This window comes from Spirochaetota bacterium, from assembly GCA_034190085.1.
In the GTDB taxonomy this organism is placed as follows: domain Bacteria; phylum Spirochaetota; class UBA4802; order UBA4802; family JAFGDQ01; genus JAXHTS01.
In genome coordinates this window covers 21,215-46,870 of sequence record JAXHTS010000038.1, presented here as the reverse complement: position 1 = coordinate 46,870, position 25,656 = coordinate 21,215, and the positions used below count along the sequence as shown (strand labels likewise).

The 25,656-nt window shown below is 36.4% G+C and carries 20 protein-coding genes and 1 pseudogene; 6 read left to right on the top strand and 15 right to left on the bottom strand.

Going from position 1 to position 25,656, the window contains the following annotated elements; genetic code table 11:
- The coding region (locus SVZ03_07075) for an IS481 family transposase (GenBank protein ID MDY6933970.1) at nt 1-127 on the top strand (127 nt) is incomplete at its 5' end.
- A 62-nt stretch (nt 128-189) separates the two neighbouring features.
- Here SVZ03_07075 and SVZ03_07070 read toward each other — a convergent pair.
- Together SVZ03_07070 and SVZ03_07065 are read right to left on the bottom strand one after the other, a co-directional pair.
- Nucleotides 190-1,314 carry a glycosyltransferase family 1 protein gene (locus SVZ03_07070; protein MDY6933969.1) on the bottom strand — a complete coding sequence of 375 codons (1,125 nt, stop codon included), beginning with the start codon at nt 1,312-1,314 and terminating at the stop codon, nt 190-192.
- Nucleotides 1,315-1,534: 220 nt separating this feature from the next.
- Nucleotides 1,535-1,684, bottom strand: coding sequence for an IS3 family transposase (locus SVZ03_07065; GenBank protein ID MDY6933968.1), 150 nt, complete (start codon nt 1,682-1,684; stop codon nt 1,535-1,537).
- 147 nt (nt 1,685-1,831) lie between these two features.
- On the opposite strand from SVZ03_07065, the gene SVZ03_07060 reads away from it, so the two are divergent.
- Nucleotides 1,832-3,019, top strand: a complete 1,188-nt coding sequence (locus SVZ03_07060) for an IS256 family transposase (GenBank protein ID MDY6933967.1) — start codon at nt 1,832-1,834, stop codon at nt 3,017-3,019.
- Nucleotides 3,020-3,051: 32 nt separating this feature from the next.
- Here SVZ03_07060 and SVZ03_07055 read toward each other — a convergent pair whose 3' ends face one another.
- From SVZ03_07055 to SVZ03_07010, 10 genes and pseudogenes are all read right to left on the bottom strand, one after another.
- A complete protein-coding gene (locus SVZ03_07055) occupies nt 3,052-3,324 on the bottom strand; it encodes a hypothetical protein (protein MDY6933966.1) in 273 nt (90 codons plus the stop codon).
- A gap of 6 nt (nt 3,325-3,330) precedes the next feature.
- Nucleotides 3,331-3,942, bottom strand: coding sequence for a DUF1302 family protein (locus SVZ03_07050; GenBank protein MDY6933965.1), 612 nt, complete (start codon nt 3,940-3,942; stop codon nt 3,331-3,333).
- 11 nt (nt 3,943-3,953) lie between these two features.
- Nucleotides 3,954-4,529, bottom strand: a pseudogene (locus SVZ03_07045) (outer membrane lipoprotein-sorting protein).
- A gap of 30 nt (nt 4,530-4,559) precedes the next feature.
- Nucleotides 4,560-4,841 carry a hypothetical protein gene (locus tag SVZ03_07040; protein MDY6933964.1) on the bottom strand — a complete coding sequence of 94 codons (282 nt, stop codon included), beginning with the start codon at nt 4,839-4,841 and terminating at the stop codon, nt 4,560-4,562.
- Nucleotides 4,842-4,850: 9 nt separating this feature from the next.
- On the bottom strand, nt 4,851-7,097 hold the full coding sequence (locus SVZ03_07035; GenBank protein ID MDY6933963.1) for an efflux RND transporter permease subunit: 2,247 nt from the start codon (nt 7,095-7,097) through the stop codon (nt 4,851-4,853).
- Between the two features lie 217 nt (nt 7,098-7,314).
- Complete coding sequence (locus SVZ03_07030; protein MDY6933962.1) at nt 7,315-8,514, bottom strand: efflux RND transporter permease subunit; 1,200 nt, start codon at nt 8,512-8,514, stop codon at nt 7,315-7,317.
- Nucleotides 8,515-8,597: 83 nt separating this feature from the next.
- Nucleotides 8,598-9,605 (bottom strand): MMPL family transporter, encoded by a 1,008-nt coding sequence (locus SVZ03_07025; protein ID MDY6933961.1) that lies wholly within the window; start codon nt 9,603-9,605, stop codon nt 8,598-8,600.
- Nucleotides 9,602-11,956 (bottom strand): MMPL family transporter, encoded by a 2,355-nt coding sequence (locus SVZ03_07020; protein ID MDY6933960.1) that lies wholly within the window; start codon nt 11,954-11,956, stop codon nt 9,602-9,604. Before SVZ03_07020 ends, SVZ03_07025 begins: the two co-directional genes overlap by 4 nt.
- Before the next feature lie 657 nt (nt 11,957-12,613).
- Nucleotides 12,614-15,901, bottom strand: coding sequence for a tetratricopeptide repeat protein (locus tag SVZ03_07015; GenBank protein ID MDY6933959.1), 3,288 nt, complete (start codon nt 15,899-15,901; stop codon nt 12,614-12,616).
- A gap of 148 nt (nt 15,902-16,049) precedes the next feature.
- Nucleotides 16,050-17,588, bottom strand: a complete 1,539-nt coding sequence (locus SVZ03_07010) for an AMP-binding protein (GenBank protein MDY6933958.1) — start codon at nt 17,586-17,588, stop codon at nt 16,050-16,052.
- A 402-nt stretch (nt 17,589-17,990) separates the two neighbouring features.
- Here SVZ03_07010 and SVZ03_07005 point away from each other — a divergent pair, with 402 nt between their 5' ends.
- Complete coding sequence (locus SVZ03_07005) at nt 17,991-18,167, top strand: hypothetical protein (GenBank protein MDY6933957.1); 177 nt, start codon at nt 17,991-17,993, stop codon at nt 18,165-18,167.
- Between the two features lie 1,494 nt (nt 18,168-19,661).
- Nucleotides 19,662-19,895: a hypothetical protein gene (locus SVZ03_07000; protein ID MDY6933956.1), complete on the top strand. Its 234-nt coding sequence runs from the start codon at nt 19,662-19,664 to the stop codon at nt 19,893-19,895.
- Nucleotides 19,896-20,065: 170 nt separating this feature from the next.
- On the opposite strand, the gene SVZ03_06995 is transcribed toward SVZ03_07000, so the two are convergent.
- The 3 genes from SVZ03_06995 to SVZ03_06985 form a co-directional block, all read right to left on the bottom strand.
- On the bottom strand, nt 20,066-21,277 hold the full coding sequence (locus SVZ03_06995) for a CoA transferase (GenBank protein MDY6933955.1): 1,212 nt from the start codon (nt 21,275-21,277) through the stop codon (nt 20,066-20,068).
- A 20-nt stretch (nt 21,278-21,297) separates the two neighbouring features.
- A complete protein-coding gene (locus SVZ03_06990; GenBank protein MDY6933954.1) occupies nt 21,298-22,506 on the bottom strand; it encodes a CoA transferase in 1,209 nt (402 codons plus the stop codon).
- A 163-nt stretch (nt 22,507-22,669) separates the two neighbouring features.
- The gene (locus SVZ03_06985; protein ID MDY6933953.1) at nt 22,670-23,422 is read right to left on the bottom strand and encodes a heme-binding protein; all 753 of its coding nucleotides are present in this window, start codon (nt 23,420-23,422) and stop codon (nt 22,670-22,672) included.
- 579 nt (nt 23,423-24,001) lie between these two features.
- Between SVZ03_06985 and SVZ03_06980 the strand changes: the two genes are divergently transcribed.
- Together SVZ03_06980 and SVZ03_06975 are read left to right on the top strand one after the other, a co-directional pair.
- Entirely contained in the window at nt 24,002-24,658 is a 657-nt protein-coding gene (locus SVZ03_06980; GenBank protein ID MDY6933952.1) for a class I SAM-dependent methyltransferase, read from the top strand.
- Nucleotides 24,658-25,560 carry a glycosyltransferase family 2 protein gene (locus SVZ03_06975; GenBank protein ID MDY6933951.1) on the top strand — a complete coding sequence of 301 codons (903 nt, stop codon included), beginning with the start codon at nt 24,658-24,660 and terminating at the stop codon, nt 25,558-25,560. Before SVZ03_06980 ends, SVZ03_06975 begins: the two co-directional genes overlap by 1 nt.
- Nucleotides 25,561-25,656 lie beyond the last annotated feature (96 nt).

Genomic DNA, 25,656 nt, shown 5'->3' with positions numbered 1-25,656 from the left:
GGAGTTACAAGAAGATCTTGACGATTGGATAAAAGAATATAATGTTGAGAGGACTCATACTGGCAAGTATTGTTACGGAAAAACGCCCATGCAAACATTTCTAGATTCGAAGAATATTGCTCTATAAAAAATGCTGGATAATAAATTACAGACAACAAAAGAAAACGAGAGTGTCAGATTAAATGCTGGCTAGTACATTGGTATATTAATAGAAATATATTTAAATATATATATATACCCCAAAGCCTGATTCCTGATACTATATTTCTCCGCTAAAATCAACCCCTTTCTGACTAAAGACTCTCTTCCTGCTTCATCATGAATAAGATTCAGTATCTTTTGAGCGATGTCTTCAGGTGACAAAGGATCTGCATATAATACTGCATCTCCGAATACTTCCGGAATTGATCCCCTTCTTGTTGACATTACCGGCGTTTTAGAGGACATCGCTTCAAGAATTATAAGACCAAATCCTTCATGTAAAGAGGGAGCAGCAAATATTTTTGCCCTTTGATATAATGAAATCAACTCATCTCCGGAAACATATCCCTTAAAATCAATTTTTTTTAGGGTTGACTCGGGAAGATTTCCTATCAGCGTATTCAGTGAACTGTTCTTCCATCCTGACGCGCCGACAATTACAAGCCTTTCTTTTATCTTATTCGAAATAATGTTGTATGCCTGAATCAATCCTTTTAAGTTTTTACGGGGTTGAAGAGTTCCAACAAAGAGTATATAATCATCCTTCTCAATATCATCAGGCGGTATATACTTTGACTTATCAAGACCATTATATATAACAAAAATTTCTTTATCAATCCTCAGGTATTGTTTCAACTCACTCCTGGAAGTTTCTGTGCCTGTAAAAAACCAGTTTGCCTTTTTAATAAAAAAAGGAAAAAATAGATTATAGAATAGCTTATTCCCAATCGTAATAGTATCAGGAAACAACTTGAATACAACATCATGTATCGTTACAGCCACCTTAATCTTCCTAGGTAAAAATAGAGGGAAGTATTCCCCTCCTCCGAAGAATAGCTGTATCCCGTCTGTTTTTATTTGTTTTCTCAAAGATGGGCTTTGCAGCCATAACCTGCGATTATTCATGAATACCCCTTTGATCTCACGCAGGTTAAAATTCGGATTGGAAAACATGTCCTCTGTCAGGTCCGCATTTTTAAGGAAAGGCATGTAAAGATAATATTCATTTTCACAATCTAGCTTAGATAATTCATAAAAAAGCCTATGCACATAGTTGCCTACCCCGGTATTTATCCTGGAATACAGATAATATGCATCAACTCCAATCTTCAAAAAACACCCCTTTGGCTAATCTACTGGTTTTACTTACTCAAAATGATAACAATTATCAATTGTTATATCAGCAATCCCAAATGTAAAACTTTTTTTTAATTATATTTTTCAAAAGTAGGCTTATATCATTTTTCTGAATACATTACTACGCTATATTTTTCAGCTGTAATTCTTTATACTTTTCAGAACTCATATAGTCAAGATAAGAATGAATCCTCTGTTAATTATAAAAGACCTCAATATATTCAAAAATAGATTCCTGTACTTCTTTTGTGGTTTTATAATTTCTTTTATAGACTTCTTCCATCTTTAATGTTGAGAAGAAACTTTCAGCACATGCATTATCCCAGCAATCTCTCTTTCTACTCATGCTCTAAACCATTTTATATGTTTTCAATTTCTCTCTAAATAATTCAGAGGGAATGTCCCATTCAATGTTGTAAATTAGGTGGCGTCTCCAAGCCCATTATTAGATAATGGGCTAAGTTAAAAATATAATTAAAATGAGATAGCCACCATGGATAACAATAAAAAAGGAGTAATTAAAGATCAAGCAAGTATTATTGATATTAAAGAAGAAGTATTAAATAAAGAGGTAGAGGATTCTTTATTTAATCAGATAATATCATTAGGGATAAAATCTTACACGGAACTCATAGAAGATGAGATAACAGAGATATGTGGGGAAAGATATAAACATATAAGAGATAGAGAATTTAGCAGATGGAGTGTGACTGAGACATCTACGATATTTGGAGGTAGGAAAGTTAAATTATTACATCCTCGAGTGAGGAATATAAGAGATAAAAGAGAGAAAGACCTTAAGACGGTCAAGAAATATAAAGATAGTGAGATATTGAGCCGAAGGCAGATGGAACAGATGATTATTGGAGTATCTACACGGAAATACAAGAGATCACTTGAGACGGGTTCATTAGGTCTGAGAACAAATTGTAAATCAAAGAGTTCTGTAAGCAGAAACTTCATAGCTATGACAGAGGCAAAGCTTGTGGCATGGAGGAATGAACCGATTAGACAAGAATATTTGATTTTAATGATTGATGGCATTGTTTTTAAGAAAACTACAGTAATAGTAGTATTAGGCATAGATAAAGAAGGTAAAAAGTCTGCATTAGAAGCCTGGGAGAGTTCTACTGAGAACAGCAGGGTTTGCACTGATCTTTTACATAATCTTATAGAACGAGGATTTGATTTATCAGGATTAAAATTAGCAGTTATTGATGGTGGCAAAGCAACAAGGAAAGCGTTGAATGATGTATTTGGAAAAGGATTTCTTATTCAGAGATGCCAGATCCATAAGAAGAAGAATGTTACAGATTATGTTCCAGAGCATATGAGATTGACAATTCGAAATGCAATGAGTGAAGCATATAATGCAGATAGCTATGAAACAGCTAAGAGACTGCTTCTAAATATTAAGAGTAAATTAGGTAAGGATTATCCTCAGGCTGCGAGATCATTGGAGGAAGGATTAGAGGAAACTTTGACTTTACATAAGTTAGAGGCACATAAAGAGATAAGAAAGAGTTTATGTACAACAAATCCGATTGAGAATCTTAATGCCGGTATTCGAAATATAACGAGGCGTGTGAAAAGATGGAGAAATTCTGACATGGTGATCCGTTGGGCATGGACTGGAATTATAGAAAGTGAGAAGAACTGTACTATCCAGCATTTAATCTGACACTTTCGTTTTCTTTTGTTGTTTGTAATTTATTATCCAACATAATCCGCAATAGAGTAGGCAAAGTCAAAACCGTATCCATGAAAGCGACGATATGTAACTATAAGCGCAGGCTGGCCTAGATCGTCTACCTCTGTTTTTAAGCCAGGGAGATCGTTGAATCCGTAGAAGAATACCAGACCAAAATCGAAGGAGCCCAATAGACCGGAGAAGCGGGCCGCTGTCTCGGAATTGAGAATATCTCGCTTGCCTTCGTTCTCTTTTGCGCTGAAATCGAGCAATGCGAATTGTTCATTGCCAAGCAACTCTCGTTATTCTATAAACGTCCTCTGTGCCCAGGGCCCTTTTGTGGGCACTTTCGTCGGTTCAAAAAAGGGTATCCAGACTGCTTCCAGGATAAAGTTGCCCATATAAAGAAGGCCATCGAAAAGCAGGATAGGAATACCACGCTCATCCTTGTCTATGGTGTAAAACTCGCTGAAATCCTCCGGATTTACTATATCAACAGGATTTATCTCATCCGCTCTTCCCCAGTTGAGAAGAATCTTCCCTATCCTGAACTCCATGGGCCCAAGACTGGCGCTTGCATAAGCCTCCCGAATATAAAACTCATCGTAATCTATTCTCTTTTTTTCATCAGTATTACCGTTATACTGCTCAAGATGTGAATCAAGATGGTCATAAGTGGCCCACAACTCACCAAAGAGGCTAAAATCGCTCTCATCAGTTCTTTTTAACTTAAGCTCTACACGTGATATGGACTTAATGAACTCCCCCTTGCTGTTATCCTCGTATATTCCCCTACGGGTCAGCACGCGCGAGTCGTGAAGTATTTTCCCCGATATGTCATATTCTGCATACAAATAGTAGGGAAGCATGCCTACACTTAAGCCCAAGATTAAAAATAATAATCTCTGTAGCATCTAGTTTCTCCCTACCGGGATTTTTTCAATTCCCTCTGGCTAAAGAAACTGTCCTTCAAGCCTGTATTGTATCTTATATCACTTACTGTGAGCACAGTTCGATGACCTGTTTTGAGCTTTTCCATCTCCAATATCATGGCAGTCCATATCCCATCAATATTCCTTATATCCCGCGCGTGATATTTTTTGCTTTCCCTCCCTTTATTGTCGAAAAATTTGCCCTTGATTAGCATGTAAGTATCTTTACAGATATACGATATCATTTTAGAGTATTGATATTTCTTCTTATTCTTATAGGCTGCATCACCAGAGTAGGTCTTGTGCATGCTCTCCACCAAATAGCAATCTTTCTCATCAACCTTTTCTTCTCCTATAAGTCTATGTACAAATTCATCCGGATGTGGAGGTGCCATATCATTATAAGAGAAGTCAGTGCCCATGAAGGACTTATGCTTTTCCGTGGCAGATATTCTCCTTACCCGCTTTAATGCAGGCAGATAAAGCCACTGGTCGTCGTCCTTATCCTTGTGTTCCCATGTAAGGAATGCGGTTCCTTTATCAGCCTTTGGCTTGCGAAAGTACATGAGGCTTTTGTCTTCGTCCCCCCTCTCAAGCTTTCAATAGGTCACTTCGCGTACCCTTTTTTTGCCGTTCTTCTTGATGAGTTCCATCGTAAGATCTGCTTTCTGATCCTTGCCCTCATCCATATTGTAGTTTTTCAGCATGATCTGGTAGCCATCCTCACTGAAAACTGGAATGGCTATACACAAACAGACCACCAATATTATTAAGCATGATAAAATAGTCCCACCATGGACTATTTTGGTGCTGTGTGCTAAAAATATTTTCTTCATAGTTCTCCTATTTCCTTTAACAATTTTAATTCTGACTTCACTCATATCCCTTTCTCATCCCTTTCTCAATAGGGCTATAGAAGGCATTCCTTTTTTAATTTTTATTGGCTTAATAACTAACAACAATACCGGCGCCAGAAAGAGATCAGCGATTAACGCTACAAACACGGTGACAAAGGTTATAAATCCAAATTGGGTAAGTAGCCTTAACTCGGAAAAGTAAAAGCCTGAAAATCCGACACAGAGGATCAAGGAGGTGGTGATGATAGGCTTCCCCACACTCTTTAGGGTACGAAACATCGCCCCTTCGTAGTTCCCATCAATACTTATTTCTTTTACCATCCTCCACATGAGATGGATCGTATCGTCCACGGCAATCCCAATAGCCACGCTTGGTACCATGACCGTTGTCATATTCAATGGGATATTCAAAAATCCCATAATCCCAAAGGTGATTATTACCGGAATAACATTTATTATCATGCTTAAAAGCCCCAACCCTATAGAACGGAATACTACAATCATCATTATTGAAATTACTACAAAGGCGATGGAAAAACTTTCCATCAAACCCGTTATCAGGTAATCCACCATATTGCACCATATAAGTGGTCTTCCGGTGAAAACAATTTTTAAGTCGGTATTTAATTCCTCTGAAATAATTTGTTTCATTTTATTTATGGCTTTTCTAGTGGCTATTGAATCATCAGCGCTTATAGTAAATGTCCTTATCCTGGCTTGGCTATAATCGTTGTTAATAAGTGATTGGAGATTTGCCTGATCTTCATCAAAGGAATAGAGCAAGAGCAATTGCGAGGCCTGTTCTTTAGTAGAAGGCAGAGAATAATAATCAGGGTCATCTCCATTTATAGCTTGATTCATCTCCTTCAGGAAATCAACGACCGAGTTTGCCTTAAGTATCTCAGGCACCTCGTTTTCTAACCGATGTTGAATCCTCTCGATCTGTTTCAGGCTTATCGGTTCTATGACGGTGTTCTCTGCCTTTCCGTCAAACAACACATCAACCTCGCATGAACCGCCTAATTCAACATCGATGAATTTATTGGCTTCGACCAATTCAGTAGAATCTTTAAGTATATCAAAGGAATCCTGTCTCGCCTCTATTCTGGAAATACCAATTAATGATAATAATACAATTACTACACTAAGTGTCAATATTAAGCCCTTTCTCCTGATAATGAACTTTCCTATTCCCGTCAGTATACTTTCCATTGCCTTAAAGCTCTTATCATCCCTGGATTTCTCCTTTTTGAGTTTTAAAAATGACAGTATAATTGGAAGAAGCGTGATAGAGGTAGTAAGGGCAAAGATGACTCCCATCCCTGTGTAAATGCCAAAATCCCTAACTGGCTTAATCTTGTTGAGCCCCAAAGAGAAAAATCCGACCGCAGTAGTTACGCTGGTCAACAAGATCGGAATACCGATACGAATGATAGCCTCCTTTAAGGCATCTTTGTTGTTCGGGTATTCCCCAATTGTTTCTTTATATTGAGTAATAATATGGATGGAATCACAAATGCATACGATGAGCACGACTATTGGAATTATGCTGGTCACCCAGTTCAGAGTATTACCACTTGCAACCAAAAGTCCGACGACCCAGACCACACATATAGTAATAACTATGAACGGAATAATAATAAACCGAAGGTTACGAAAGATAAAGAATAATATCAACCCCACAAGAGCAAACACAATAGGTGTAAGATGCAACTGATCCCTATCCATAGCATCGAAGACGGTTTTGTATATTACTGACATACCATATAAATAAAACCTTCTATTGTCTTTTTCCTTGTCAATTATTCTTTGAATTTCACTTACGACCTCCGATCTGAGAGCATCATCGCTTCCCAGTGGAACCATCCATGCGATTATGGAGGTTGATTTTCCATCATCAGAAAAGAGCCACCTTTTATATATCTTATTTGCAGTGACTTTTTCTTTTAGTTCTTCAGGTTGTATTGAGGTCTTGGGTAGCAAAGGGGTGGTTCCAAATCCTCCTGAGGTGCCTTTAATCGTGTAGGCATTTGTAAGGCTGAGTACCCTTCCTACATTCTTAACATCCTCTATCCTTCTGGTCATTCTATCAATCATAGATAGAATCCGGGGAGAGAAGATATCTTCTCCTTTGAATGCTATCACAACGAACTCCTCTCCACCATACTCTTTGTCCATCTGCTGCATCAATAAAAGCTCCGGGTCGTTGTCTATTGTCATAGTCTCGAGGGAATTATCTACTTTTATTCCTAAAATGAAGTAACCAAAAATAAGAGTCAAAAGGACATTTATCCCTATGATCCATTTCCAATATTTGAAGGTGAGTTCAATTAGTTTCTTAATAGTGATATTTCCCACATTATTAAAAGATATTTGAGAAGTTTATAAAGTATTTTCTTCATAACTTTCCTCTTTTTTCATTCAGACTTTACTCATATACCCATAAATAATAAGCTAATAACGCCGAACACAGCAAACACCACTCCGTTACAATTCATCATTCTCCCTTTGGGATCTTAATTGGCTTAAATATTAAAACCAATACCGGGCCTAAAAAGAGATCAGTAATAAGTGCACCAACAACAGTGGCAATTGTAAGAAATGCAAACTCGGTCAGTAGTACTATCTCAGAAAAGTAAAAGACAGCGAATCCAACTGAAATTAAAACTGATGTTGTAATTATAGGTTTTCCCACACTCCTTAAACTGCGGAAAATAGCTTCTCTATAATTTCCATCAATACCAATTTCTTTTTTTATTCTCCATATAAGATGAATCGTATCGTCAACTGCAATCCCAATGGCAATACTTGGTACCATTGCTGTCATCAAATTAAGTGGGATACCCAGCCACCCCATAATCCCGAATGTTATTATAGCAGGTATGATATTTATGATCATGCTTAACAAGCCCAGCTTAAAAGAACGAAAAACTATAACCATCATGATAAAGATTACTACAAAGGCGTAGGAAAAACTCTTCACCATAGCTGTAATCAATATATCCACCATATTGAAAAAAATCTTTGGTCTTCCTGTGCGATTTATCTTTAAGTTAGTCCCTTTTGATTCCTCTAATATGATTCTTTCAGCTTTATCAAAGGCTGCCCTTGAAATTATTGAATCATCAGCGCTAAGACTAAACATTCTAATCCTTGCCTGGCTATAATCATTGTTTATAAGCGATTGAAGGTTTGCCTGATCTTCATCAAAGGAATATAGTAAGAGCAGTTGTGAAGCGAGTTCTTTAGTCGTAGGTAGTGTATAGTGATCCGGATCATCCCCGTTAACGGCTTGATTCATCTCTTTAAGAAAATCAACGATAGAGATACTCTTTCGTATTTCTGGAACTTCTGTTATTAGTCTATGCTGTATCCTTTCTATTCGTTTTAGATTTTGCGGCTCAATAACTGAATTTTCTCCCTTGCCCTCAAACAGCGTAATAAGCTCGCATGAACCTCCAAGCTCAACATCTATGAAAGCACGGGCCTCATCTATTTCAGTACTATCTTTAAGCATAGCAATGATATCCTGCCTTACTTCAATTTTAAACATGCCGATTAACGATATCAGAACAATGGCAATACTTATTAGAATTAAGCCCTTTCTCCTGTATACTAACCCTCCTGTTCTATTAAGAATTCTCTCCAATGCCTTAAAGCTTCTATCTTCTCCAGACTTTTCTTCTTTGAAGTTCATAATTGACATAATCAATGGGAGAAGCGTAATGGAGACTGTAAACGCAAAAAGGATGCCAAGACCAGTAAAAATACCAAAAATCCTTACTGGCTTAATACCACTGCTCCCAGGGAGAAGAATCCTACCCCGGTTGTAATGCTGGTTAACATTATGGGAATACCAATGCGTATGATAACATCCTTTAAGGCATCTTTTCTGTGTATATAATCTTTATTAATCTCTTTATAATGAGTCATAATATGAACTGAGTCGCATATACAGACAATAAGCAAAACGATAGGAAGTATGTTAGTGACATAATTTAACGTATTACTGGATAGAGTCAGAAGCCCGAATGCCCAAAGGGCGCATATTCCAATTAATATAAATGGAATGGTTAACAATTTTATATCACGAAAGAAAAAGAATAACAAGAGACCCATTAGAAAAGGTACGATAGGGGTGAGATGAAATTGATCCCTGATCATAGCATCCATAATGGCTTTTTGATACACAGGCATGCCATATAGATAAAACTTTCTATTGTCTTTTTCCTCATCAATTATATTCTTAATTGCATCTACAACCCTCCATCTTGCTGCATCATCTTTTCCCATTGGAACTATCCAAGCAATTATAGATGTTGATTTTCCGTCTTCAGAATAGAGCCATCTTTTATATATCCTGTTATTAATTACCTCCTTTCTAAGCTCCTCTGGTTTCTTCAATTGCAGAGATGATTCTTTAAGTAAAGGATAGACGCCAAATCCCTCTGAGTCGCCTTCAATAGTCGAAGAATTTGTAAGGCTTAATACCCTTTCCACATTTTTAACATCCTCTATCCTGGTAGTTATCCTCTCAATCATAGCAAGAACAGGAGTAGTGAAGATATCATCTCCCTTGAACGAAACCACAACAAATTCATTTCCCCCATACTCTTTCTCCGTCTTCTGCAGCAAGAGAAGCTCTGGATCGCCATCTACGGACATGGTTTCGATGGAATTATCTACCTTTATTCCTAAAATGAAGTAACCAAGAATAAGAGTCAAAAGTACATTTATCCCTAGGATCCATTTCCAATATTTAAAAGTGAATTCAATAAGCTTATTCATTCTACTACCTTCCCTGTATCAAATTCTTTCCCAAAGGGTTTGAAAACAAGTATAAGTGCAGGAGCGATAAAGTAATCAGCTATCAGAGCGGTAAAGACGCATATCGCTGTTATCATTCCGAAACTAACCAAAGCTTCAAAATTGGAAAAGAGACAAGCGCCAAATCCAATGATCAATATGATAGTGGTCCTTGTAATTGCATGACCAACCCCAATAATCGCTGCGTCAAGCGCCTTCCTGTAATTTCCAAGTCGATCAAATTCAAGCCGATATCTCGAAATAAGATGTATGGTGTCATCAACAGCAAGACCTATTCCAATACACCCAAGTAGAGTTCTTGAAAAATCCAGACTAATATCAAATAGCCCCATAATTCCTAAGGTAATAATAATTGGGAAGATATTAGGGAGCATAGAAATGAGCCCAATCTTTAGTGAACGGAAAACAAATATCATCATAATTGAAATAATGGCCAGGGCAAGCATAATAGATAGTATCAGAGTCTCTTGCATGGTGCGCAAAGACTCAAGTACCATAAAAGATAAACCTGTTATTGTATATGTATAATCAGCCGGTTTAACAGATTCAATAAAAGCTACCAGGTCATCATAGAAGCGCTTTGAGATTGTTGTGTTAGTGTTTTTTACATAGATTGTAAGTCTTGCACTTGAAACGTCTGCTGATATTTGTTTTTCCAGTTCCTCTCCTCCGGTAACTTCATAGAGCAGGATGTACTGGGATACCTCCTCATCCGAAGAAGGAAGCCTATAATATTCACGATCATTGTTATGCAGTGCGCAATTAATATCTTTGATAATATCAACTACTGAAAATGTCTTTTTAACCAGATAATCCTGACTATTAGCAAAGTTTTGAATTTTTTCAAGGGTTTGAACTGATTGTAATGTTTTAACTCCGTCTCTCTTTTTTGTGTCCAATAATATCTCAAAATTCCCAGACCCTGCCATGGTTGAGTCAACGAATTTATAATCCTGAAATACCTTCATCTTCTCGCCGAGTACAGCTAACCATGATGCATCAGTCTTGATTTTGCTAATTCCATAAAAAGCAATCATACATACTATTACAGCTAAAGTTAATATTCTTTTATAGTATCTTTTATCCCAATCTGTTATTCTTTGTAGCATTACATCCATATATTTATGGATGTATTCATAATCTCTTTTCTCCTTATCTCTTTCAAATTGTTGGTATGAATGATATAACCTTTCACTCTTTTCCCCTCCAAAAGAAAGGAATATTGTCAAGAGTGTAAAACTGAAAATAAAGACAGCCAATACTCCAACTGCGATAGTCAATCCAAATTCATGAATGCAAGGAATAGGTGAGATAGTAAGGGAAGCAAATCCTGCTACTGTTGTGAGTGTTGTGAACAAGCAGGGGAATCCTACCAGTTTAATTGTTTTAAGAATAGATTCCCTATTGGGATTCCCAGCTTTAAGATATGTCTGATACTCATGGATAATATGAACTCCGTCTGCTGTAGAAATGGCAAATAACAGGGGTAGCGCTATGCAGGTAAAGGTAGTAATTGGGTAGTCATTCATCCACAGCAATATAATAACAGAAATCAGACCGAGTAGATATATTATATTAAATGCAAGAATCTCTTTAACTTTGCGGAAGAAAAGAAAGAGTAGCGCTGTAAGGACGATAACACAAATAAGTGTAAAGAGCATAACGTCCTTTATAACTGCATCGTTAATTGCTGAAACGATTACAGGCTGTCCAGTTGGCCAGAATTCAAAATCACTGAACTCTTGTTTGGATAATATCCGCTGTAAACCTGAACCTATTTCTGACTGATAGCCTGGATCGCCCTTTGGTGTGTCTCCAATCTCACAGAGAATTGCTGCGAACTCTGCGTTCTCGGAGATAAAGGCATTTGCATATAGCGGCTTATCTTGAAGCCTATGCATATAAAGATCTGCATCAAGCTGAGTAGATGGGAACTTATCCCTGATATTGTAAATATTCAAATCGCCATTTCTATTGCCTTCAATTAACTCAATATTGGTAATGGTTTTTACTTTTTTAACATATTCTATTCCTTCGAGTTCTTCTACTAGCTTTTCAGTTATTTTTAGGGAATCCAGATTAAATACCCCCTTCTTAATTCGGTATACAATATATAAAAACTCATCATTGCCGTATTCTTCTTTGAATTTTTGATAAAATTGAAGGGAGGGGTCATTATCCTTAAAATAGACTGTTATGGAATTATCAACCCGTAGTGATAGTGTTAAGTAAGCCCCTCCAATAAAAAAGATGATGCATAAAATGATGAATAGCAATCGATAACTGAGTATCCATTCTACTAATAACGCCAACCTCTCATTAATTCGAGTTATGTAATTATTATTAGTCATAAGCTTATAATATTTGAAATCTATTTACTCCAGTTGACTGACTTTCTAAGCAGCAATTAACATTCGCGTTATTTCTTAGACAATTGAATTTCCATTGGGTAATTCCTTCAAACATGCCAGGAAGGTTTTTACATATGATGCAATGGAGTTCATTGCTGTCGATTATACTGTTGATATGTTAATATTCTTTTTCTAAATTCCAAGAAAAATCAAAATCGTTATAAATATACACTACAGCAATAATTCCAGAATAATTTCTTAATAATTACTTAGAAAAAAATTCAGGAATTGGTAAAAATATTGAGGAATATTAATAATGATTAGGAATAAAATTGAGGGATGGGAGTTGCCTATTAACTAAGCAGAATTAAGTCTTACACTTATTCTCCTTGAGAGAATAAGTGTCAAATTATAATCGGAGGGTTAGATAATATCTTTACAACTCTATTTAACATACGATCCGCCTTTCTCAATATACTGCTTCTATTTCATGAAGAAGTATAAATAATAGTAATTATGATGTCTATCATATCTTTCACTAAATTAGAATTGAATTCGGAATCAATTTATCTTGGATCAATCACAAAATCCTAAATAGCAAACAAGACACTCATCGGCTTATGTTAATGATACTAATTCTTCATATAATTCTTCTGTTTCTTTACTTAAGGGGAAATCTAATTCCTTTAGTATATTATCTTTACACCTTTCATAAGTTTTGTTAAGCATGGTCTTATTCCCTGTCAGGGAATAATAATTCATCAATTGTTGATAGATATGTTCAGCATATTTATCAGCACCTAAATACTTCCTTGCATATTCAATACACTTTGAATAGTCCCACTTTCTCTCAAAGTGTTTCATTAGTTTCATTAGTAGATCAAGGTATTGTCCTTTGAGCATCTCCCTCTGGTCAAAGCACCATTCTGCATAAACATCTTCTTCCAAAAAATCGCTGCGATAAGTTGCTTCAGCTTTTAGATAGTGTGAGATTGACTTTTCAGTATCTTTTTCCTCTTTGGCAAGTTTCAATTCTTGCAAAAATTCATCAACATCTACCCAGCCTTCCTCTCCTAGATAAAGCAGGTACGAATCATCTTCTTTCAATAAATATGAAGATGATATTCCCCTTTTAATTTCTGGCTCCAGTGTTTTTCTTATTGAAGTAAGAGCATTATGGAGGGAATAAATTGTCTTTTTCGGATCTCTCTCTGACCATAAAAGTTCCATCAATACTTCCTTAGATAAATATCCCCTGTTTCGCGCATAAATAAAATACTTAAAGAGCATCTTTGCATTTTTATTCTTCCATCTCTCATTCGGAATTTCAACATCTCCCCGAAATACCCTGAATGTCCCAAGGCAGTAGACTCGAAGGCCCGGAGGAGGTGCTTTCTTAATTTCATCCAATAGAATTGAGGCTGCTTTACTAGTCTGTGGATTTTTATCTTTTTGTAAGAGCCTTAACTCCTCTCGAGCATACAAGCCAATATTATCCAAAATTCTTTGTAAATAGTCCTTCATTTTACTCAGGGCAAAAAGCTCAACAAGGAGAGAGATTATCCAATTTTTTTCGGAAACAACCCAGATGTCATATTGATTCGCTTTGCAAAGCTTGAGAGCTGAGATTAGTATGTTTATGGCATCTTCCCTTTGTCTCTGTTCCCAATAAAATCGGGCATAGGTGAGATATACTCTACTGAGATTTAATTTTGAATTTCTAAGGAGTCTTTTTGCATCTTCCAGTAGGGGTCGAGCCTTTTCCCATTGTCCTTTATCCAGTAAAATATTTGCCAAGCTCCTTTTCAGTAATCCCTCTGTCAGAGGCAATGTCATTCCTTCAACCAGTTCTAAACCAGATATAAGATATTCCTCTGCAACTAGCTGGTTGCCTGATTTAAAAAATGTATTATGAAGTACGTAATAAGCATACACTTGACCCCAGCCATATCCCAGTTCCTGAAACATTCTCAAACTTTCTTTACCATCACTGATCGCCTCTGTTATCCTTCCCAGAGTTGCTGCATTAAGACTTAAATCCAGTAAGAGCCAGGCATATGTGCTATCTCGAATTCCCCTTTCTCTAACTAAGTCTAATCCTTTTTGGGCGTTTTCCAGGCCTTTTAAAAAAAAGCCTAGATAGTAATAAGTCCAGGAGATAAGATGATAACTCATAGCAAGCAAGTGGCAAAATTCGAATTCCAGAGATATCTCTTTTGCCCTTTCTCCAAACTCCAATGCTTTAATACAGTCCCCTGAAAAGACATATCGAAAACCCTGAGTGAAGTAAAGAATTGCGCGAAGCTCCTTGTTTTCTGATCCATCCAATAAGGAAATAGCCTCTTTGTAATATTGATCAGCAACAGTCATTTTTCCCAAATGGGATGTAATAAATATCAGAGTTCCCAGAATATCGATATAAAGGGGTTTATTATCCTTAACCTGATTGTGCAATCTCTTAAGATTCCTTTCTGCTCTTGGAAAATCGCCTGACCGACAATAGCTGGAACCTAAGGCATACATGCACAGACCTGTACCCTCCCTGGAATCATATTTACGAAAGGTTTTATATGCCTTTTGGTAGGTTCGGATTGCCTCTTGCGGTTTGCCGGAAATACTCAGTATCTGGGCCTGAATATACTGAATCCACGGTTCTTTATTCATATAACTCTCTGGTATTTGCTTAAGATATGAACTAATCAGTTGAAAGCGTCCTTCATTGATCAATTTGCTTCCAATATTCTTTAACAGCCTGCATGCCTCTCCTAATTGCTCCGCTGTCAGGTAATGCCTTATTGACTCCTCAACTTCACTCCTTTTTTCCCAGAGTATTGCTGCGTCATTGTGGAGTTTTATAATGTCTTCTCGATGTAGCTCACTCTCTAATTTAGTATTTAGGTATTCCTGAAAAAGATGGTGATAATAATACCATCTTCTTTCATCACTCGAGGAAAATGTGAAAAGATGATTCCTTTCAAGATAGCTTAAGATATCTTTGGAATTATTTATCCCCAAAAGCTGATTACAAAACTCAGCACCAACCCGAGAGAGGATCGAGGTTTTAATCAGAAAGTCCTTTATCACATCCGGCTGTAGATCATATACATTTTCAGCCAGATAGTCTGAAATCATTTGATGAGAACCCTTTAGTTTCAATAAAAGCTCTTCAACTTTATCTGGACTTTTCCATTTTAACGAGTGATAGAAGAGGATAAGGCCAGAGACCCAACCGTCTGTCTTTTGTTGGAGGGTTACAAGGCTTTCATTTGGTAGAGTGATATTAAATAATTGAAAATAGAGATCTTCGATTTCGGGAATGGAAAAAATAAGGTTTTCTTCTCTAATATCGAGGACCTGTCTCTGGGCTCTTAATCGAGATATCGGCAACCCTATATCGGTGCGACTGATAATAATCAGATGAACTAAGGGAGAAAGATGTTCAAGAAGGAATTTCAGTGATTCGTTTATCTCCTGGCTATCTTGTATAAGATGATAATCATCGAGTACAATTATAAGGTCACCTTTGATGAGTTTGTCAATCTCGCTTAAAAAAACAGTAAGAACAGCATCGCGTTCTTGAGTTAAAACTCGGGTCTCTTCTATTCTTTGATGAGTTTCTATCCCAAATTTTGAAAAATATTTCTTTATACCAGCAATTAGGTAACTGATGAATGTTATGAAATCAGAATCGGATTTATCGAGACGATACCATACTGTTTCTAGGTTTAAATACTCACATACCTCTGTAATCAGTGTTGTCTTTCCGAAACCTGCACCTGCAATTACTGTAGTGAGTCTCTTCTTAGTGATGTCAATCAATAAAGGATATATTCTATCTCTTTTTATGATATCCAATGAGCTTGGAATATGGAGCTTTGAGTTTAGGATTTTGATACTTTCACTCATCTCAAAATTTCTTTACAATCTGCGAAAGTAGATTATAATTAAATAGATTGATATTTGTTATGATATGTCAATTTATAATTAGTCATCCCCGACTGACTTTCATAGGGTATTCAGAAATCAAAAAATGCATGAATTCCCTCTGGTAAGTTTAAGATAATAATTCTTTTTTAATTCTTCGTTTTAGTATTTTCCCTTGAGGGTTTCGTAGAATCTGCTTTCGAAAGTGAATGCTTTCAGGTATTTTATATTGTGCGAGTCGCTCTTTGCAGTATGTTTTTATCGATTCTTCTGTAATCTTCGTATCATTTTCGCATACCACAATTGCAGCTACTGTTTCACCCCAATCTAAATTGGGTAGGCCAATCACTGCTACATCTGATATGCCTGGCATCCCATTCAGCACTTCTTCAATTTCAGCAGGATAAATATTTACACCACCTCGAATTATCATATCCTTCTTTCGGTCAACGATGTAATAATATCCGTCTTCATCACGTATTGCAATGTCACCTACTGTTATATGCTTACCACGAAAACAGTCCTGTGTGGCCTGCTCATTCTTATAGTATCCATCAATCAAAAAGGGATTATAGATGTAAAGCTCCCCACGTTTGCCATTTAATACTTTATTGCCATCCTTATCTAATATGACAAGTTCATTGAATGGCATGGCTTTCCCAACACTGTTAGGCCTATCTCGTATTTCTTCAGGTGTTATTATGGTATTAATTCCGGTTTCAGTAGATCCATAAAACTCGTATAACACAGGACCAATCTTGTCAAGGATATCAAATTTTATTTTAGGAGACAGTGTAGCGCCTCCACAAACCAGGGCTCGAAGGCTAGATAGATCTGTTTCCCTGATCTCTTTCTCAGACAACTTGAGTAAGGAATTAAGTATTATGGGTACAACAAAGGCGGAGGTGACTCGGTGTCGTTCAATATTTTTTAGAAATTCCTTTGGCTTAAATCGAGACATGAGGATTAATGTCCCTCCAAGAAGGAAACTAGCTCCAGCAAAACAAAGGGGAGCAGAATGATAAAGTGGACAGGAAGCAAGATGTATTTCATCTGGAGTTAGATTAAATGCTTCTATGTAGGTTTTTAGCATTTCGCCCATGCTCTCAATATTGCTTCGTGATGCGCCTTTTGGTTTGCCTGTAGTGCCTGAAGTGTAGATCATGGTCTCACCTGTTTGCTTTGGAAGAAGACTCAGGTCTACTGTTGGATGATGATCTATGATAGCATTATAGCTTGTAGCACCTTTTAATGATGTATCTCCAATGCAGATAAATCCTTCCTGAAACAGTTCCTTATACCTTACTCGGTGTGTCAATATACGACGAGCAAAATCAGAATGGAATAAAAAGCAGCGAGATTCAGAGTTATTCACAATATATTCAATCTCCGGTGCTTTTGACTTATACCCTACAGGGATAAATCCTACACCGAGAATAATTAAAGCTACATAAATTTCCCAATACTCTGGCAGATTGTATATCATTACAGCTGCTCTGTCACCAGGTCGAAGACCAATGCCGTAAAGGGCTTGAGCTAAAGCATGACTCCGTTCATACAGTTTAGACCAAGTTAAATATTGATCTCTATATATAACAGCAGGTTTATCTGGATGATGGTGAGACCAGTGTTTAATCAAGTCTCCACCTATATCTAAAGAAGGCTGCATATTAGCGAAAATCCTTTGTTACTGTCTGTTAGTAAAAGCGATTGATTATTTAATTTGCATCTATTCATGAATTACTATACTTTCCAATATTAATTTATTCAACTTGACTGATTTTTAAAACATACGGAGGGAAAAGGCAAATAAAAAAGGCAAAACAGCCGATGAAAGATGTATCCACACCAAAATACATTAGGAGTTATTGCCTTTATGTTCAAAATCGTCTGTTTCCCATCCTTGCTGGATAATTTTTTGTTTTTTGAAAACTGAATTTTGTTTTGACCCTTTCGAATATTTTCGAAAATTGGTTCTTCTTATTGCTGTTTCCAGGAAAGAAATATTACATCGCTTCATGGCTATCTCGATAATAAGCAATTCCCTCATTGGACACGATATAACAATTTCATGAATATAGCACGATGGGATACAGAGACAGCATTAGCTCATAAACCATATGATCTATTCGATTCGCTGAAGCTAAATAGAAAAGATGCTATATCTTTAACAATTGATGATTCGAAAAAAGGCAAACGATGTAAAAAGATGGATGCCCTTGGCTGGGTGCACGATCCATTTATCTAAAAATCTATATAGGGCCATGAGTATGTCAAAGCAACCTTACGAGTTAGAGACATCACCATTCCGTACGGCATAAGATTATATATAAAAGATAAAAATTGTGAAGAACTCAATATTATATTTAAAAAAGCTAACAGAGCTTGCGGCTGAACTCATTCAGTCATTTGCGGCACCAAAAGGAATTCCAGTTGTAGTTTTTTGATACTTATTACCTTTGTCCAACAGTGACAAAAGCGTGTCGTGAGAAAGGATTCCATTTCATATCAGCTTTAAATCAAATAGAAATTTTAAAAACAGAGGTAAAAAGCTTGAAGTAGGTCCTTATAACGCATTTTTTTTATAGATCAAAAAAAAGTTAAAAATGAAGCTTTCTAAAGAAAATGGCGCTATGACCTTTCACTATATTGATATAGGTCAAGTCGAAGTAAGTAGATCGTCTGCTGTTCACGTAATTTTTTCCAGAAAAAATTCTGAGCGAAATATATTCGGGTTATAGATTGATCATCCGAGTATGAAAGCGACGGATATAATCAGGTCATATAATACTTGCTGGAATATAGAAGTATTTTTCAAAGATGCTAAACAGCTTTTAGGGTTAGGGCATTATCAGAATCGTCCATATAAGGCTATAGTTACACACCTGTACCCTGTTTGTTTTACATATGTTTTACTGATCCGCATTGCTATTAACGTTACATGTGAAAAAGTAAATAATAAATAAAACGCATACTTCTATAAAAAATATTCAGAATATATTGCGACGCATTGTCTGGAATGAGATAGTACAATATTAAAAGGAGTTACCAATTCAAAATTCAGTTTTCAAAGAGCTATCTCAACTGCTTGTAGCTGCTTGACAAGTCAGTCAAGTTGAATAAAGTATATCCGTTCCATTAGAGTTAGAGTGGAGGAAATACACTATATTTGTATCAAAATCATAAAATCGAATAATCATCAATTAAAATATAATTTCTTATTCATTTTTTCTTTCATAATAAAATAAGGGTGTGTATATTTAATCAGTTGAGGAAGATCGGTTTTAGTATTATTAAGTAATTATAGAGTTTAAATCAGTCCTTCACTTTTTGATAACTCTCAAATCATGAGATAGCCATAATATTTCCATAAGGGAATAAATGTCAGTTTTATTATTGGTGTGTCAGATATTATCTAAACCATTACAATAGAGAGCTAATGAATATATCGTTGCAAGACGGTTAAAATTGACGGGTATGCGCTGGACTCTCCAGCATGCGAATGCAATGGCAGGGCTGCGATGTAAATATTTCGAAGACCATTGGCATAATTTCTGGAATACTATGAATTTAAATGACTATCTCAGGGGGTATGGCAAGATTCATGCTTTAGCGGCGTGAACCTAAAATTTAATTTGCTAACTACTATTGAAATTAAATAATTTTTTCTTTACTTTTTTTTCTAAATTTGTTAGATTGGATGATTTTTTATATAAGAAATAGTATTTATAGGAGAATTAATATGATTATAGTTAAATGTATTCATTGCGGACAGAAGGTTTCAGAATGGGCTGTTGAATGCTCTAATTGTGGTAAGCCAGTTGCAAATCCACATGCACCTACAAAAATGTCTGAACCGGATTGGAATCCAATGCGAGGTGATCAATATAGAAAGAAAAACTCAATGCCATTCATTCTTACTGCTATATTCGCATTAGTAACAATTGCTACAATTATCTATTTGTTAAAGCTGTAGGAGAAATAATAATTGCCAAAGAATTGAAGCACTGATCAAAAATGACGTTAACGAATAAATATTTCGTTTCAATATTCGAAATTTATACTCTAAAAATATGCTCTATTAACTAGAATGTATGGTCTATCATTAACTAAATATGATATGCATATAGCTATTGTATATTATTTCTAAAAGATCACATTATCTTCAACCAGTTTTGAGATATCATCCTTAGACATACCCAATAATTCACCAAAAACATAATCATTATGTTGCCCAAAGAGAGGTCCGCATTGAACATGTACTGGAAGGGTAGATGTCTTCCAGGGAGGAGCAATCACAACTGTTTCTCCAATTAAAGGATGTTCAACCTTGGTAGCGAATTCTCGTTCCTTAAGATGAGGATCTGAAAATAAATCTTGGCTGTTATAGCTTGGTAAGGCCGCTACTTTCGCTTTTTGAAGGATTTCCATAACTTCAAAGGTTTCATAATGTATTGTCCACTCACCAATCAGTTTATCCAATTCTTCCTGGTTATTCCATCTACTGTAGGCATCAGAGAACCTCTCATCGATTGTCCATTCGGGATTCCCAATGGCATTGCAGAGTGATGACCATTCCTCATCAGTCTCTACAGCGATACTTATCCACCTGTCATTCCCTTTACATGGATAACAATTATGTGGAGCCATAATACCATCTTTATTCCCCTCTCTTGTTTGCACCTTGCCATTCATAAAATAGTCCATGAATACTTCCCCAATACAGACGCTCCCTGCTTCAGAGGATGATAGATCAATATACTGCCCCTCACCCGTTTTTTGTCGGTAATTGAGCGCAGCTAGTATAGCGAACACTGAAGCAGTTCCACTTAAGAGATCCATCTCCCCTCCCATCATGCTTGGAGGGTCATCTGGATCGCCTATTATATTAGACAGTCCACCCATAGCTCCAAAACCTGGAGCATAGCCTGAGTAACTTCTCTCAGGCCCCTCTGATCCACGAGCTGATGAAGAGAGATATATGATATTGGGATTTACCTCCCTTGCGACATCATAACCCAATCCGAGCTTATCCATAACACCTGGACGCATATTCTCTGCAACGATATCACTAATCTTCATAATTCTCTTTGCAATTTCAATCGATCTGGAATCCTTTAAATTCAGATTAACACTTAACTTGCTAAGATTCATATCATTAAAGACTGTTGACTTATTTACATCATCATACATTTCACGTGTAATTATAGAAAACATTCTGGAGTGATCCAATCTTGTATTGCTCTCAACCTTTATTACTTCAGCTCCCATAAACGCTAATAACATCGTTGCATATGGGCCTGCCCAAGCAAATGTAAAATCTAACACTCTCACACCTTCCAAGGGTAATTTATCCATTTATATTCTCCTTTGGTTTATTAAATTATTCCAGACTCTGCCAACTTTACCAAGTCATCTTTCGAATAACAGAGATGTTTACAATATATCTCTTCATTATGCTCACCCAAAAGAGGCGCAGGGCGATGTGTAACACATGGGGACTTGGAAAATCTATAAGGAGCTTGAGGATATTTTAACCTTCCTGCTTCCTTATGCTCTATCTCAACAAAAAAGTCCCTGGCCTTCATCTGTTTGGAATTTGCAATATCTTCAGTTGTGCTTATTGTAGCGACTGGGCAACCAAGCGCCTGTCCACCCTGATATATCTCATCTTTAGTATGATTCATTAACCATTTTTTTATATATGGTTCAAACTTGTGATAGTTGTTGGCACGAGAAAAGATATCTTGTAAATCGGGATCCTTTGCCCATTCAGGATCACCCATTAATTTAATAAAAGCCTGCCATTGGTGTTCCTCAGCGGTTGTCAGCATTACATAACCATCCTTACATCTCTGTAGTCCTCCCATTGCGCCTGCGATTGAAGCTAATGAAAAATCACTCAATCCATAGTTTGGATATGTAACTGATGTGACTCTTAGAAGTGCAATTAGAGCTTCCTGTTTTGAAATATCAATATATTGTCCTCCTCCTGTGTTCTCACGGACATATTGTGCGCATAATGTGGCCATCGCAGCGGTTAGACCGCTTGTATAATCTCCAAAATGCCCAGCCCCTTTCATAGGTTGATGATTTTCATCATCAGGTGGCAATGGTTTATATATCATTCCGCTTCCATAATACATATTTATATCATAGGCTTTATAATCCCTATGAGTACCATTTTGTCCGAAAGGAGTGACGGAAGTCATGATCAATGAAGGATTAATTTCTCTTAAACTCTCATAATCTAAACCCATATCCTTCATCTCCTTGGGTGATCTATCCTCTATCAATACATCTGTTTCCTTTACCAACTCCTTTAATATCTTTTTGCCAGTATGAGTCTCTGGATTTAATGTGATACCCAGCTTATTGATGTTGAGGTATAGAAAGAGTCCGCTCTTCTCAGGATGTGGAATGTTGTTCAAGAATGGTCCTCTCCTTCTCGCTTTATCCCCTAGACCAGGCTTTTCGATCTTAATCACCTCTGCTCCCATATCCCCAAGCAGTTTGCTACAATAAGGGCCAGATACAAAATCACAATACTCTAACACCTTTAATCCCTCTAATGCTTGCTTTATCATAGTTTTACCTCCTTTTAGTTCTTTATTTATTTATCCCACAAGAAGCAATAGAAGCTGCGCTTCATGAAGAAAAATCTTATATTATCCCATTGAAGCGCAGTTAACTGAACAATTTTATTTCATCATTCTGTTATTATATTGGTATTCAGTTAAATAGATTAGTTTATGGATTTGGCCCAATCGGGTGTGTATTGGGAAGCTCTGCTGCTATTGCTTCTGCTTCAGAGGAACATACAGGATGTCCCCAACCACTTGCGCTGGTTCCATCGATTATATCATTAACTATATTATCATCCCCGGTAGCGCTTACACCTGCTGGTACATTATCTAGATTTAATAGATGACGCACCTTCCATGCAATATTATGATCTGCGCATGAGCTATCACCACTGACACCAATTGCACCTATAAGCTTTCCTATATTATCATAAAGAGGCAAGCCACCTCCAAATACATTTACCCCTCCAATTTTACGACCTTTCATTGGATCAAGCGTTGTTCCAATAGCAATTGAAGGCCCTCGATAGGCTACCTTAGTAGATACGGGATTACTAAACTGCAAACCAAACAAACTTCCACCTGGTTGAACGGCTGAAAAGAGATTTGCTGTTGATAATGCCAAACCTGGCAGGCTGAAAGCATTGGCTGTATTTGCTTTTTGTGCGGAGATAACACGGCTGCCTGGCCACTGATCTCCCCTGTCTTCGCCTGAAAAGACCACTGCCTTTACAACACCATCCCTGTCTACTATTGTTGCCCACATATTAAAACCAAATCCTCCATTTTTATCCACTACTACTGTTCGAAGTGCTGCCTTTAGTTGAGAATGAGTTGGATAGTTTTCAGCAACAACTGTACTTGCGAAAAGCATCGCAAACAATAGAATTACTATAGCATATTTTACTGTTTTCAAAATAATCTCCTTTAATAATAAATTGTATTAATTCTACATAGATATACATATAATGAAAAACATTCATGTATTTCATTGTAATACCAATGCAGAATATTTTAATTGTGCTACTTATTTAGCAGCACAATTAAAATTAACTTAAACAATAATATATCACCTCCTTTACATATATCCGTCAGGGTGCATGATGTTAAAAACTAATCATTTTTCATTGTAATAATGCATGATTGCTAACATAATTCACTCTTAATATAAAGCAAGCATTATTATAAAGCTCATAATTATTGAATTTGTATCATCTTTCAAGAAATAACAGATAAACTCACCCTGATTTAAATATATATACAATAATCCCATATATGCATCTCATGCTAATATTGAAAATTATTTTTTCGCTAATTTTTTACTTGATTTTCTGACACAACAGTTTATTTATCGCCAATCCTATTAATATATTTGTATATCCTATATCGATGGAGAAAAGAATAATTATAGATATCGATTTAAAATATAATGTTGGATATCTATGAAAGCGATACAAGCATATATCATTTTTAATGATAGAATAAACAATTATAGGTCATGGAATTCACCGGCGAACGTGTAGTACCAGATAAAACTCCACATGAAATATATCGTGAACATATTGATAGATATATCTTTGCGGCAGATTTTGTCAGGAATAAGGATATTTTAGATGTGGCGTGTGGTACTGGTTATGGAGTAGAACACTTAGCTAAGCTTGGTACTAAAATTACCATTGGAGCTGATATCTCAATTGAATCTGTGCTTTATGCTAATGAAAAATTTGGAAGTAAGGAAGGGAAAAGTTTTGTATGCGCTGATGGGATCAGCTTGCCCTTTGCTGATGAAACATTTGATATAGTTATATCCTTCGAAACCCTTGAACATATAAGGCAATATAACAGATTCCTGATTGAATGTAGAAGGGTTCTGCGAGAGGATGGTCTTTTCATCTGTTCAACTCCCAATAAAAGAATATTTTCCCCAAATGAGGCAAAACCACCTAACTCGTTTCACGTAAAGGAGTTTTGGTCTGAAGAGTTTTATAATTTGCTTCAACAGTATTATATGGATATCACACTCTATGGTCAGTGTGATGTAACACTGGCAGATAATCAAGTGGAGCGAGAATATGGAGTGCATAACTTTATAGATAATGAGCAGATTTCGCCAGCATACATCATTGCAGTTGCAAATAATAAGAGTTGTGCCTAATGTCTGAACCGAAAGTATCTATTGTTATTGTAAACTGGAACAACCTCTCAGACACAACTGAATGTCTGGAATCTCTCAAGCAGATAAACTATTCAAACTATAATATTGTTATGGTTGATAATGGATCTGATGGAGATGATGCTAAGTTTCTTAAGGAGCGGTTTAGTGATTACATAAGGCTGATTGCTAATGACAGGAATTATGGCTTTGCCGAAGGGTGCAATATTGGGATAAGGGATGCTATAGACTGTGGAGCGGAATATATAGTATTATTAAACAATGATACAATAGTTGATCCCGACTTTCTTAGTGAGGTTGTTAAGGCTGCTCATAGCGATAGAAGGATTGGAATTGCTGGTGGCAAGATTTACAGTTATGAAATTCCTAAAATGATATGGTTTGCTGGTGGCAAAATAAACTACTGGACTGGCAAAACCCTTCTTAGAGGCAGCGGGAAAATTGACAATGGTCAGTTTGATGAAAGTACTGAAGTCAATTGGATCTGTGGATGTTTTATGTTAATCTCCACCGATTTATTACAAAAGGTGGGCATGTTAGATAAGAGATTATTCTTTGGTTGGGAGGATGTGGATCTTTGCATCAGAGCCTACAAAGAGGGTTTCAAGATCATTTTCGTCCCAGATTCTAAGATTTGGCATAAGACTGCTCCTTCTGACAAAAAAGAAAGGCTTATGGGTTTGCCAATATATTATGCTGCTAGAGGGCAGTTTATCTGCATGGAAAAGCACTTTACTAAACCACAGCTAATTAGTTCAAGCCTTTACTACTTCTTCATGTTTCCAATATCTATATGGAATTACTCCCGAATACTCGGTCACTGGAGAGTGATAATATACATCCTAAGAGGATTTTGGGGTTTTTTAAGGATGAAATTTCGATGATTCTTATTCCCTGATCTTTAAATTCATATCTTATTAGGTATTATTTCGGCTCATTGATTAGTGTGACAATCCTTAAGTTATGATTTTTTCTATTTA